Annotated in this window: 13 protein-coding genes and 1 tRNA gene; 6 read left to right on the forward strand and 8 right to left on the reverse strand. The window is 60.7% G+C overall.

Going from position 1 to position 12790, the window contains the following annotated elements; genetic code table 11:
* Window positions 1–68: 68 nt before the first annotated feature.
* Window positions 69–212 (reverse strand): DUF1127 domain-containing protein, encoded by a 144-nt coding sequence (locus HFC70_RS08325; protein ID WP_168472761.1) that lies wholly within the window; start codon window positions 210–212, stop codon window positions 69–71.
* Between the two features lie 264 nt (window positions 213–476).
* Complete coding sequence (locus HFC70_RS08330) at window positions 477–623, reverse strand: DUF1127 domain-containing protein (RefSeq protein WP_168472762.1); 147 nt, start codon at window positions 621–623, stop codon at window positions 477–479.
* A gap of 736 nt (window positions 624–1359) precedes the next feature.
* On the opposite strand from HFC70_RS08330, the gene HFC70_RS08335 reads away from it, so the two are divergent.
* The 4 genes from HFC70_RS08335 (at window position 1360) to tig (ending at window position 4939) form a co-directional block, all read left to right on the forward strand.
* Window positions 1360–2466, forward strand: a complete 1107-nt coding sequence (locus tag HFC70_RS08335) for a DUF2157 domain-containing protein (protein WP_168472763.1) — start codon at window positions 1360–1362, stop codon at window positions 2464–2466.
* Entirely contained in the window at window positions 2463–3059 is a 597-nt protein-coding gene (locus HFC70_RS08340) for a GDYXXLXY domain-containing protein (RefSeq protein ID WP_168472764.1), read from the forward strand. The genes HFC70_RS08335 and HFC70_RS08340 overlap by 4 nt, the downstream gene beginning before the upstream one ends.
* A 119-nt stretch (window positions 3060–3178) precedes the next feature.
* Window positions 3179–3263, forward strand: a tRNA-Leu gene (locus tag HFC70_RS08345).
* A 185-nt stretch (window positions 3264–3448) separates the two neighbouring features.
* A complete protein-coding gene (gene tig, locus HFC70_RS08350) occupies window positions 3449–4939 on the forward strand; it encodes a trigger factor (protein WP_168472765.1) in 1491 nt (496 codons plus the stop codon).
* Between the two features lie 86 nt (window positions 4940–5025).
* Here tig and HFC70_RS08355 read toward each other — a convergent pair whose 3' ends face one another.
* The gene (locus tag HFC70_RS08355) at window positions 5026–5325 is read right to left on the reverse strand and encodes a putative quinol monooxygenase (RefSeq protein ID WP_168472766.1); all 300 of its coding nucleotides are present in this window, start codon (window positions 5323–5325) and stop codon (window positions 5026–5028) included.
* 46 nt (window positions 5326–5371) lie between these two features.
* Window positions 5372–6388: an NADP-dependent oxidoreductase gene (locus tag HFC70_RS08360; protein WP_168472767.1), complete on the reverse strand. Its 1017-nt coding sequence runs from the start codon at window positions 6386–6388 to the stop codon at window positions 5372–5374.
* A 109-nt stretch (window positions 6389–6497) separates the two neighbouring features.
* Between HFC70_RS08360 and HFC70_RS08365 the strand changes: the two genes are divergently transcribed.
* A complete protein-coding gene (locus HFC70_RS08365) occupies window positions 6498–7046 on the forward strand; it encodes a TetR/AcrR family transcriptional regulator (protein WP_210259187.1) in 549 nt (182 codons plus the stop codon).
* A 139-nt stretch (window positions 7047–7185) separates the two neighbouring features.
* Here HFC70_RS08365 and HFC70_RS08370 read toward each other — a convergent pair whose 3' ends face one another.
* Window positions 7186–7674, reverse strand: coding sequence for a hypothetical protein (locus HFC70_RS08370; protein WP_168472769.1), 489 nt, complete (start codon window positions 7672–7674; stop codon window positions 7186–7188).
* Between the two features lie 304 nt (window positions 7675–7978).
* On the opposite strand from HFC70_RS08370, the gene HFC70_RS08375 reads away from it, so the two are divergent.
* Window positions 7979–8635 (forward strand): DapH/DapD/GlmU-related protein, encoded by a 657-nt coding sequence (locus HFC70_RS08375; protein WP_168472770.1) that lies wholly within the window; start codon window positions 7979–7981, stop codon window positions 8633–8635.
* An 87-nt stretch (window positions 8636–8722) separates the two neighbouring features.
* Here the strand turns inward: HFC70_RS08375 and sthA are convergent, their stop codons facing one another.
* From sthA to HFC70_RS08390, 3 genes are all read right to left on the reverse strand, one after another.
* The gene (gene sthA / locus HFC70_RS08380; protein ID WP_168472771.1) at window positions 8723–10129 is read right to left on the reverse strand and encodes a Si-specific NAD(P)(+) transhydrogenase; all 1407 of its coding nucleotides are present in this window, start codon (window positions 10127–10129) and stop codon (window positions 8723–8725) included.
* Between the two features lie 205 nt (window positions 10130–10334).
* Window positions 10335–11729, reverse strand: a complete 1395-nt coding sequence (locus tag HFC70_RS08385) for an amidase (RefSeq protein WP_168472772.1) — start codon at window positions 11727–11729, stop codon at window positions 10335–10337.
* A gap of 34 nt (window positions 11730–11763) precedes the next feature.
* Window positions 11764–12777 (reverse strand): ABC transporter ATP-binding protein, encoded by a 1014-nt coding sequence (locus tag HFC70_RS08390; protein WP_168472773.1) that lies wholly within the window; start codon window positions 12775–12777, stop codon window positions 11764–11766.
* Between the last annotated feature and the right edge of the window lie 13 nt (window positions 12778–12790).

A 12790-nucleotide genomic window follows, 5' to 3' on the forward strand; every position in this document is an offset into this window, starting at 1 on the left:
ATCGGCCGCGAATCAAAAACGGCGCCAGGAAGCGCCGTTTCAACAAACTCGTTTCTTAACCGCCGGGATTAGCGGAAAGAACGAGTGGCAATGTTGCGGATGTCGTAGCGGGTGATGCCGATATCGGACAGGGCCTGGTTGGACAGGTTGCCGAGCTCGGACATCGTGCGGCGGTAGCTGATCCAGTTCTTGGCAATGCGAAGCGGGTTCATGGTCGTTTCCTCAGGTTTAATCTCTTGGCTGGTCTTGCGGTTCGTCCGCATCAGCGATTGGCGTTCTTATACGCCTGTAAAATAAGATTGTGCAGTGCAAATTCTGAGCGACTGCTATGCAAATGTGCAGTGCTATGCTGATGTTTTATGCAATGTCTATTTAAGAGGCGTGAACCCAACGATCGCAAGGCATAAAAAAAGCCTCCCCGGAGGGAGGCTCTTTGGTCTGACCGTCGATAGCCGAAATGGGCTATCGAAACCTGATCAGGCGCCGATGGCGTTGCGGGCAACGCGACGGATGTCTTCGCGGCCGATGCCGAGGTCGCGCAGTTCGCGGTCCGACATGCGGCCCAGTTCCGTGATGGTCTGACGATACTTGCGCCAGTTGGTCAGCGAACGGGTAATGTTCATGATATGCCTCTTTCGATTTGGCCCTTTGCCCTAACCGGGCCAGCCGTTGATTTCATGAGTTGAATATATGCTGCGCCGCACCAAACCAAAAGCGCTAAAGCCGGAGGTCACCTATGCGTCATTCGCATGGCGATGAGCTTCAGTGTTAACGATTGATCAATTATTGGGCGTTTGCGACGGAACTGGACAACGATAAGCGGCGAGAGTGCAATCTGCGATGCGCCGATCAAATCGTTTCGTATTTTTGCGGTCGTCGTGGAAGCTGCCCGGCGGGCCAAAAAATAACGCCCACCGGGGGAGGAGATCCGGTGGGCGTCATTTATGGGGACTGACAACTGGGAGGAGGAGTGTTGTCAGTCGGATCGACACTGCACTGGGAGGAGGAGTGCGCAGCGCCGAATTCAGTCGGAGGCAAAAACTGCACCCTTGGCCGGGTAAAAGCGAAGCGCTTCGTTCCTGACCTTTGTTAATTATCATACTAGCTGCGTTCATTGATTTTGTGCAGTGCAATATTATCATGGAAGGTATTCTGTCCGTGCATGGCTCTTTGGCGCGTTGACAGGCGGCCTGTACTGGCGATGCGGCAGAAAAACCCCTGAAATCCCAGGGAAAACCTGTTGATTTGCAGGAGCTTGGGGTGGAGCTTGAGTTTTCTCCGCCGGGGCGTCAGAGTGGCGGCGGCGGCGAGGATCGCCGGTCCGCGGTCGTGCTGCGGCAGATTTTTTGAGGAGTTGCGATGTATCGCGGCAGATTGCGCAAAGACCTGGATGTCTGGGTCGCCAAGGGAATCATCGGGCCGCCGGCGGCCGAGCAGATGCTGGCCGAATATGATTCTCGCCAGTCGACCTTCAGTGTCGGCAATGTGCTGCTGATCCTGGCTGCGGTGCTGATCTCGGCGTCGATCCTGCTTTTGATTGCGGCCAATTGGGAGGCGATACCGCGGTTTACTCGGGTGGTCGGGATCATTGCGCTGCTCTGGGCCTTCCACCTGGCCGGCGCATTTGCGATCGGTCGCGGCGCACCTCGCGTCGGGGCGGCCTTGCTGCTGATCGGCACCATGAGCTTCGGCGGGGCGATTTCACTGATCGCCCAGCTTTACCATCTGTCCGGCGATATGGTCGATGCCATGCTGTTGTGGTTCGGCATGGCGGTGTTGTCGGCGGCGCTGTTTCGCTCGGGCGTTCTGACGATTACAGCGGGATTCCTGTCCTGGGCGGTGTTCCTGACTTTCCTCGATCAGTACGACACGCGCTGGGACGGCTTCTACAGCTGGACGCCGATTGCAGCCGGCCTCGTCCTGGCGGCGCTCGCGGTCTGGACCGGGGCCCAGAGGGTTCAGCACATCATCTATATCGGTCTGATCGTCTGGCTCGGCTGGCTCTATTCCTTCGACGAGAGCCCGCGGTTTGCCTTGTTGCTGGCGCTGTGCGGCATGGCTTTGTTCGCAGCGATCGCCGTCAAGGCATCGCCGCTTTCGGTGGTGACGCGCAAGACGGGGGCGGCGCCCGCCTTCTACGCCTTCGTCGTCGCCGTCATGGGGCTTTTTCTGCTCAATATCGAATATGACGAAGGGTCGGGCCTGGCGATCGTCGCCATTGCGACAGTGGCGGCCTCTGTGCTGGCGCTGGCGCTGGAAGGTCGCGACAATGGCGCGGTGCGTTACCTTGCCTATATCACCTTTGCCGCCGAGATCCTCTATCTGTCCTTCGTGACGATCGACTCGATGCTCGGAACGTCGGGCTTCTTCCTTTTGTCCGGCCTGATCGTCGCGGTGCTGGCCTTTGTCGTCATCCGCATGGAAAAGCTGTTTTCCGCCAAGCCAAACGAAGGGAGCGCATCATGACCGGCTCGCAGCGCGGGGGAAGCCTGCTTTTTCGGGTCATGGCGATCGCGGTGCTGGTGTCTGCACTGCAGACGGCGGTGCTCGGCTATCAGATCGAGACGCGGGCGCGGATCCTGCGCTCCGGCACCGAAATCCTGCTGAAATCCGTGCCGGTCGATCCGCGCGATCTGCTGCGCGGTGAATATGTCGTCCTGTCCTATGATATCTCGCGGATCCCGGCAGCGCTGATTGCCGGCGAGAAACCGCAAGCCGGCGACTGGACAAAACTCTGGGTTCGCGTCGCGCCGCAGCCGGACGGCTTCTGGACGGTGGCCGAGGCCTCCTTCCAGGCCTTGCCGCAGACGAGCGGAACGGTGCTGCTGAAAACGGCGCCTTTCTATTATTATGGTCCGTCGGACTACGGATCGCAGGAGCTCGTCGTGGATTACGGCATCGAGCGGTTCTATGTGCCGGAGGGCGACGGCAAGACGCTTGAGGAGGCGCGCAATGACGGCGTGGTTTCGATCGCGGCCCGGGTCGGCAGCGACGGTTCGGCGCAGATCCGGCAATTGTTCGTCGACGGCAAGAGCGTCTACGAGGAACTGCAATACTGACTTTCCCGACCGGCGACCGGGGATTGTGTCATTTTTTCTTTGCGCAGGCAAAAACGGGTGATATAGAGACGCGCGCTCCGGAGGGGCCATGCGCGAGGCTGCATGCGGTTCCAAGGGACGCGGGTATGGTGAAATTGGTAGACACGCCAGATTTAGGTTCTGGTGCCGCAAGGCGTGGGAGTTCAAGTCTCTCTACCCGCACCAGAATTGCCGCTCGGGCTGGCGGAGGATCCGATTGTCCTCCAGCCAAGGCCCCTATGCGCCATTTTGCCTGGCAAAATGTCTGAGGATTACGACTTAGCCACGCCCGGGAAACGAGAATTCCGGCGTCGTGCTCACTGAAACCATCGGCTGTCCGAGCACGGCCGCCATGACACGAAGGTAAGAACATGCAGGTTATCGAAACGCTCGCTGAAGGGCTGAAGCGCGAAATCAAGGTCGTCATCCCGGCCAAGGACATGGAAGCTCGCATGAACGAGCGCCTGGTCGAAGCCAAGGACAAGGTCCGCATCAACGGTTTCCGTCCCGGCAAGGTGCCGATGGCGCATCTCAAGAAGATGTACGGCAAGTCGATCATGGCCGAACTGGTCAACGAGATCGTGCGCGACCGCCCGAGCTCGATCCTGTCGGAGCGCGGCGAAAAGTCGGCGACCCAGCCGGAAGTCGCCATGACCGAGGACGAGGCCGAAGCCGACAAGATCCTCAGCGCCGAAGCCGATTTCGAATTCACGCTGTCCTACGAAGTGATCCCGCCGATCGCGCTGCAGTCCCATGACAGCGTCAAGGTCATCCGCGAGATCGTTGAAGTCAGCGATGACGAAGTCAACGAGCAGATCATGAAGGTCGCCGAGAACGCCCGCACCTTCGAGACCAAGAAGGGCAAGGCCGCCGACGGCGACCGCATCACCATGGACTATGTCGGCAAGGTCGACGGCGTTGCCTTCGACGGCGGCACCGACAGCGACGCCGAACTGGTGCTCGGCTCCAACCGTTTCATCCCCGGCTTCGAAGCCCAGCTGGTCGGCGTCAAGGCAGGCGACGAGAAGACCATCACCGTGACCTTCCCGGAAGACTATCCGGCCAAGAACCTGGCCGGCAAGGAAGCCACTTTCGACGTCACCGTCAAGGATGTCGCCGGCCCGGCTGCCCTTGAAATCAACGACGAGCTGGCCACCAAGCTCGGCCTGGAATCGGCTGATCGCCTGCGCGAAGTCGTTCGCAGCCAGATCGAGAGTCAGTACGGCAACGTGACCCGCCAGAAGGTCAAGCGCCAGATCCTCGACCAGCTCGACACGCTCTACAAGTTCGACACGCCTTCGCGCCTGGTTGACGCCGAGTTCGAAAACATCTGGCGCCAGATCAACACAGATCTCGCCCAGTCCGGCAAGACCTTCGAAGATGAAGACACGACGGAAGAAAAGGCCCGCGAGGAATATCGTGCGCTGGCCGAGCGTCGCGTCCGCCTTGGCCTCGTTCTCTCCGAAATCGGCGAAAAGGCCGGCGTCGAAGTGTCCGAAGACGAAATGCAGCGCGCGCTTTATGCCCAGCTGCAGCAGTTCCCGGGCCAGGAAAAGCAGATCCTCGACTTCTTCCGCAACACGCCCGGCGCTTCCGCCTCGCTGCGCGCGCCGATCTTCGAAGAGAAGGTTGTCGACAAGCTGCTGACCGAAATCGACGTCACCGACAAGATGGTCTCCAAGGAAGAACTGCTGGCCGACGACGAGGCTGATGCTGGAGACAAGCCGGCCAAGAAGGCCGCCCCGAAGAAGAAGGCCGCTGCCAAGGCCGACGACGCTGCTGAAGGCGAAGAAGCCGCAGAAGCTGCGCCGAAGAAGAAGGCTGCTCCGAAGAAGAAGGCCGCTGAAGGCGACGCCGAGTAATCTTCGGGATTATCATCGACTATGAAAAGGCCGCCCCGATGGGCGGCCTTTTTGCGTCTGGGGCAGGGGTGGATGAGATCGCCTGTTCACGCAGCGGGTGTCCGTTCTCCTGAAACGTCATACGCCCGGAGGTCGCTGTTCAATCGGTCTCCCCAGGTCTCGAGGAACGCCAGCGTCTCGGCTTTTTCAAGATGTGCCGCGAGCGATGGCTGGTCCTGCCAGCGCTCGGCGACCAGGAAACGTCCTGCCGACCGGTCGTCCAGGGTGATGCTATAGAACAGGCATCCCTTTTCGGCTTTGGTCGTGAGGCTGATCTGCTCGACGTCGCTGACGAATGCCTCGACGTCGGACGGATCGAGGTGGATGTAACCCATGAGGATGAGCATGATGGATATGCCTTTCTCTTCGTCTGTAGACTGTTGACCCTTCGCGTCAGGAGGCAACGGTCAGCACGATCTTGCCCTGGATATGGCCTTGGGCAGCGCGCTCATGGGCTTTGCGGGCGTCGGCGAGGGGGTAGATGCTGTCGATGACGGTGCGGATCGTGCCGTCATCGAGCAGGCGTGCGACTTCGGCCAGTTGCGCGCCGCTGGAACGGACCTGCGTCGTCGACACCGTGATGCCCCGTTGCTCGGCCTCTGCGGCATGGGCAAATCCGAGCGGATAGACCGGGAATAAGGCGCCGCCGCGCTTCAGGGTCTGCAGGAAACGGCCTGATGTCGGGCCGCCCAGCGCGTCGACGACAAGATCGAGGTCGTGGGCCACGTCCTCGGGCGGGGTCTTGCCGTAATCGATGAAGTCGTCGGCGCCGAGGTCACGCAACAGGGCCTCGTGCCGACCGGATGCGACTGCGATGACATGGGCGCCTTTCAGCTTGGCGATCTGCACCGCGAGGTGGCCGACACCGCCAGCGGCACCGTTGACGAGGACGGTCCTGCCCATCAGCGGCACGGGCTGATGTTTGTGGGCCTGAAGCGGGTTCGGTTGATCGTGACCCAGCTCGATCATGAACTGCCAGGCGGTGAGCAGCGACATAGGTGCGGCGGCGGCATGGATGTGATCGATGCCGGCGGGCTTCAGGGCCAGGTCCGAGGCCGGCACGCTGACATATTCCGCATAGGCCTTGCTCTCGCCCACGCTGAAGAAGCGCACCATGGAATAGACGTCGTCGCCAACCGAGAAGTTTTCCACATCGTCGGCGACCGCCTCGACGGTGCCCGAAATATCGGTACCCAGGATGATCGGGAAGGACACTTGCGGCCGCCATTCCGGCGGCAGGGCCTTGTAGCCATCGCGCAGGTACCAGTCGGGCGGATTGATCCCGATCGCGTGAACGTGAACCAGGACCTCGCCCGATTGCGGTACGGGCTTTGGCGCATCCTCGTAGCGCAGCACCTCAGGCCCGCCAAATGCATGAATGCGAATTGCCTTCATTGTTTCAGTCGACATTGTGTTTCTCCATCGTGACAGATGTGCTACTAAATTCGGAGCGCTGCCCCATTTATTTGGAGCGCCGCTCCGTATAAAGGGAGCATCGCTCCGTTTGTCAAGGTCGATGATGAGAGCTGACGCCAGAAAAAACTACGACCATCTGCTTGCGGTGGCGCGGGACCTGTTCACCGGCGAGGGCGCCGACGTCTCGTTGCGCGATGTGGCGCGCCAGGCGGGGGTGGGCGACGGCACGCTGTACCGTCATTTTCCAACCCGGGAAGCGCTGCTCGAAGCCTTGCTGCGCAGCAATTTCGACGCCTTCGGGCAAAGGGCAGCGGATCTCGAAGCCTGGGACGACACCGGCAGCGCCCTGGTGACATGGCTGAAAGAGGCTGTGGCGATGACCCATGCCTATCGCGGCATCATCGCGCCGATGGTCGCTGCCATCGCCGATGAAAGTTCAGCGCTGCATGTCTCATGCGTCACCTTGCGCACCGCCGGCACGCGCCTGCTCGAACGCGCCCAGGCTCAAGGCGTGGCGCGGCAGGATATGGATGGCAACGACCTGTTCGCGCTGATCAGCGCGCTAGCATGGCTCGCCGACCAACCGCCGCTCGTGCCCCGCGCCGATCACCTGTTCGAGATTATCTCGGATGCGATCCTGCGGGATCGGTAGGGGGCGTGCGCAGGCCTGGTGGTGGAACCAGGCCTGCGCCGAGGAAGGCCGGAACCGCTGGGACTCTACCGGTTTTCGCTTGTGGCCTTTGGATGTGTAGACTGAAGGGGACCGAGACTAAAAGACGGGTGTCGCTACTTCATCCATATAAATACTTCCGAAGCTTGGGTAGTTCGCCGCTGACCTCCTTCATCAGAGTTTCAGCCGCCTGTTCAACGGATTGGTGCTTCTTCTGCTCAAAGTAGAACGAAAATCTCAAAGGTCGCCAGATCGAAAATTTGCGACACAATGTGAAAAGTCCCTCGATGTTATCGAAAAGGACGGGAAGGTCTGCGGGATCAGAGGGCAGGGCGCCGGCCCGGTAACCCCTGATCCAAAGGTTCTGTCCGGGATTGATGATAGCGAAAGCCGCTAATTTCACATCGGATACGTCGCTCATGTCCGCGAAATCATAGCGATAACCGTGATCGTTGCCCCCAAAAAATGAACCCGGCTGTGGGTTTGGTTGTAGGCCCCAGGAGAGGAGCTCTGGCTTCAAAAGGCGAAGGAAAGCCTCGTTACAGGCGCGCGAGCTTGTTAGCTTTTTCCGAGTTGTTTTCAATACTGCCGGATTACGTGATGTCATCATTTTCAATGTCGATGGATTGGATAGTAGCGACTTCATTTCCGGAAATAGGCGGAAAACGAAGTCAACGACGAGTTGTTTGCATCAGTCCGGCATATGAGGCATGTGTCTGTACGCTCAGATGAAGCCGGAGCATGGTGGAACTTGGCAATAGGACCGCTAGCGGATCCGGTCATTTGATGTGGATTTACTCTTGGCGCCTGCGGGCCGCCGCTCCCATGCTGTGCATGGGTGACATCGGAACGGATCGATAGCCGGTTGCGTTGCGAATACAAAGCGTCAGGTTGCGCGTGCAGGAAGGAAACATATGTGTATCAAGGATACGGGGAAAAACAATCAGTTCAAAGTGGATTCCAAACACACCGCCAATCTGTGGATCACCGTTACCGGGAACAACAATCGCGTTAGCATCAAGGATTTCCCGACTACGGAGACCAGGATCACTATCAAAGGTGACAATAACACGATCGAAATTGGCGCCCTTCACATAGCCAAGCGGTTGACCATCGTCGTGCGTAGCGACGCGTCGATCCGGATCGGCGATCGTACCTCAGCGCAGAGCCTGAATATCGTGGCCGACAGTGCAGCGGTCGATATCGGCGAAGATTGCATGATTTCGTCTGCTGTGATTGTCAGAACCACGGATGCTCACGGCATATATGATATGTTAACAGGAGGCCTGCTGAACCGACCTGGGCCGATCACTATCGGCAATCACGTCTGGCTCGGATACAATGCTATCATCAGCCGACATACGACGATCGGCGTAAATTGCGTGATCGGTGCGAAGTCCTATTTGCAGAAGATTACGGTGCCGGATAATGCCGTCGCTGTCGGAAAGCCGGGTAGGGTGGTGCGGCTGGGCGTTATTTGGGATAGCAATATCGTCGACAACATCTATGCAGCGCATGCCAAAGTGGATGCTATGCTGCATCGCTATCTGGATAAGCGCCTGGGCGATTGATTGATCCTTCCGATCCGAGGATCCAGCCGCGGGCTAAGCATAAAACGTCGGTTCTCCCATATCAAAGCCTGCGGCAGACCGGCCCTATCACGCCTCCCTCTTCAATTCCCCCATCCGGTTCCAGGCATCCAGCCCGGCGATCTTATAAGCTTCCGCCAGTGTCGGGTAGTTGAACGTGTTCTCCACGAAATATTCCACCGTGCCTTTGAGGTTGAGCACCGCCTGGCCGATATGCACCAGTTCGGTGGCGCCTTCGCCGACGATGTGGACGCCGAGCAGGCGGCGGGTTTTCAAGGAAAAGATCATCTTCAGCAGGCCGCTGTCGAGGCCCATGATGTGGCCGCGCGAGGTTTCGCGGAAATGGGCGATGCCGCATTCGTAAGGGATGTTGCGCTGCTGGACTTCTTCTTCGGTCAGCCCGCAGGTGGAAATTTCCGGCACGGCGTAGATGCCATAGGGAAAGAACTGCGGCGGTTCGGTGGTCGGCGCGCCGACGGCATGGCGGGCGGCGATGCGGCCCTGTTCCATGGAGGTCGAGGCAAGGCTCGGGAAGCCGACGACGTCTCCGGCCGCGTAGATATGGGGAACGGCGGTCTGGAAGGTGTCGGGGTTGATCTTCAGCCGGCCTCTGTTGTCGGCCTCCAGGCCGCAGGCCTCCAATTTCAAAGCATCGGTGGCGCCGACGCGACCGGCGGCAAACAGCACCATTTCGGCGGTCAGCACGCGGCCGTTCTTCAAGGTGACATGACACTTGCCGGCCGGGTCCTTGTCGACCTTTTCGACCGTCTGGCCGAAGATCAGCTTCACATTGCGGTCGCGCAGTTGGTAGGAAAAGTCCTCGACGATCTCCTTGTCGATGAAGTCGAGCATGCTGTCGCGGGGCTCGACGACCGTGACGGCGGTGTCGAGTGCCGAGAAGATCGTGGCATATTCGATGCCGATGACGCCGGCGCCGATGACGATCATCGAGCGTGGCACTTCCTTGATCTCGAGGATCTCGTCGCTGTCGATGATACAATCGCCGTCAAACGGGATATGGCTTGGCCGGAACGGCCGCGTGCCGACCGCGAGCAGGACCGCGTTGGCGGTGACCCGCAGGATCTCGCCGTCTTCCTTTTGCACTTCCAGCGTGTTGGCATCGATGAAATGAGCGGCGCCGCGCAACTGGCTGACCCGGTTGCGGGAAAACTGGTGCTCCAACACATCGACTTCATGGTCGAGCGTGATCAGCAGGCGGCGGCGCAGGTCCGCGGCGCTGATCTCCTGCTTGACGCGGTAGGCGCGCCCATAGAAGCCGCGCTCGCGCCAGCCGGTGAGGTTGAGTGCCGTCTCGCGCAGCGTCTTGGAAGGGATCGTGCCGGTGTGCACGGAGACGCCGCCGACGCGAGTTCCCTTCTCGATCACCAGCACTTTCTTTTCGAGTTTGGCGGCCTGAATGGCGGCGCGGCGGCCGGCCGGGCCGCTGCCAACGACCACGAGATCGTACTGGTTCATCTGTCTGCCCCGTCTGATGACATGCGAATCATGCTGCGCTGCAAAATTATGCGCAAAAGCAGATTAACAACTCAACCTCACCGTTTTGTTAGCGGTGCTGTAATCATCGGCCTTTGTCTTCACAATCTGAGTCAGGTCGTTTGCGGATTGAGTCCAGAAACGGGCGCAGGCTCATGAAAAGATTGGCTCTTCGGTCTGTTCGGTGTCAGGCGGCGGGTGGCGTCGGCCATTGCTTGATGCCGCCGGTCCAGGTCTCGAATTGTTTGGCAAGCTTCAATACCAGCATGTCATCGAAGCGCGGGCCGACGATCTGCAGGCCGATCGGCATGCCGGAGCGCGAGAAACCGCAATTGATCGAGGCGGCCGGCTGCTCCGACATGTTCCACGGCACGGTGAAGGCGATGTGCTCGAACGGCTTTTGCGGATCGTTGGTCGGCGAGGCCCATTCGGCCGGATAGGAGACGATCGGATTGGTCGGGCTCAGCACGGCATCGACCTGCGTGAACAGCGCGCCGCAGGTCTTGCGCATCTCGATGGTCTGGCCAAAGCCCTTGACGGCCTCGACGCCGGAGACATCGGCGCCGCCTTTCGCCCAGTCATAGATATAGGGCAGGATCTTTGCACGGCGCTCCTCGCTGAGCGGGCCGATATCGCCCCAGAACTTGGCGCGCCAGAACTGGTCGAGACCGTCGAGCATCTGGCGGGTCATCACCGGTCCCACATCGACGAGTTTTGCGCCGGCCTTTTCGAAGCGTTTTGCGGCCGCCAGCACGGCATCGCGCACCTCCGGTTCCGCCTCCAGTCCGCAGCCGGCATCCAGCATCACGCCGATCTTCAGGCCACGCACGGTGATGGCCAGATCCATCCAGTCGATATCATTTGGGGGAAGGCTGGTGCCGTCGCGCCAGTCGGGACGCGACAGGGTGGCCATCGCCCAGGCGGCATCCTCGACGGTCCTGGTCATCGGGCCGGCGCAGCGTCCGACATAATAGGGATCGACCGGGATGCGGCCATGGCTGGGCTTGAGGCCGAACAGCCCGGTCCAGCCGGCCGGCAGGCGCACCGAACCGCCGATATCCGTGCCGATATGCAAGGGGCCGTAGCCGGCAGCACCGGCTGCGGCGGCACCGGCGCTGGAGCCGCCAGGGTTCTGGGTGATGTCCCAGGGATTGCGGCTCAAGGGGTGGAAGCTCGACAGGCCGGAGGACAGCATGCCGTAGTCGGGGCAGGTGGTCTTGGCAAAGATCACTGCGCCGTCTTCCTTCAGACGCGCCGCAATCGGTGCATCCTCGAGTGCCGGCACGAGTTCGACGGCGGCGGTGCCGAGCGGCACGGGCGTGCCCTTGGTGGCGATCAGCTCCTTCAGCGTGACCGGAATGCCGTCGAGTGGCCCTTGCTGCTCGCCGCGGGACCAGCGCTCGCTCGAGGCTTTTGCCTGCTGGCGGGCGCTTTCTGGATCGTAGGCGTAAAGGGCTGATAGGCTCGGCTCGAAGGCGGCGATGCGGTCTTCGACGGCAAGCCAGTATTCCGACGGCGAAAGCGTTCCGGCCTGAAAATGCTGCAGCAGGTCCTTGATGGTCAAGTCGATGGGGTCGGTCATGTCAGATGTCTCTGCCATTGGAGGAAAAATGACGTCAGCCCGCCGGGGCCGAGGTCGGTTCAGTCTTGGAAAGAGCCCATTGCTGCTCGGCGCGGTGACAGGCTGCCTGCCGCCCGGCGACAATGGTTCGAAGCTCCGGGCGTTCCAGCGCACAGCGCTCGACCGCCAGGGGACAGCGGGCCCGGAAGGCGCAGCCGGAATCGGTGAGGAAGTTAAGGGTCGCTGCCGGGCGCGGCTGGCCGGCCGGTCGGCCGAAGCGCTCGATACTCGGCTCGGCATCGGCCAGCACGTGTGTGTAGGGATGCAATGGCGCCTCGAAGACATCGTGGGCCGGGCCTGTCTCCACCAGCCGGCCGCGATACATCACGCCGACCCGGTCGGCGATGCAATCGACCACCGCCAGATTGTGGGTGATGAACAGGAAGGTGACGCCGCGTTTTTCGCGCAGGTCCATCAGCAGGTTGAGCACCTGCGCCTGCACCGACAGATCGAGCGCCGAGACCGCTTCGTCGGCCACGACCAGTTTCGGCTCGGTAATCAGCGCCCGGGCGATGGCGATGCGCTGGCGCTGGCCGCCGGAGAATTCGTGCGGATGGCGTTCGGCATGGGCCGCCGTCAGGCCGACGCTCTCCAGCATGTCGGCGACCTTTTCCCGCGTTTCTGCCTTGCTTAGTTTTTTCGGCAGGACGTGCAGCGGTTCGGCGATGATGCGGCCGACCGTCTGGCGCGGATCGAGCGAGCCGAACGGATCCTGGAACACCATTTGGAAATGGGCGCGCTTGGCGATCAGGTCGCGCGGCGACAGCGAGAACAGGTCGTCACCATCGAAGATCACATGGCCGGCCGTCGGCCTGTCCAGCGCCATCACCAGCCGGGCGAGAGTGGATTTGCCGCAGCCCGATTCCCCGACGATGCCGAAGATCGTGCCGGCCTCGACGGTCAGCGACAACTCGTCCAGCGCCCGCGTGCTGTGCGGGGCGGCAAACAGTGAATGGCTGGCATAGTCGCGGGTCAGCGAGCGGATGTCGATGAGGGGGGGCTGGGTCATCGGGTGGCTCCGA

This window comes from Agrobacterium sp. a22-2 (assembly GCF_012276985.1).
Classification (GTDB): Bacteria; Pseudomonadota; Alphaproteobacteria; order Rhizobiales; family Rhizobiaceae; genus Allorhizobium.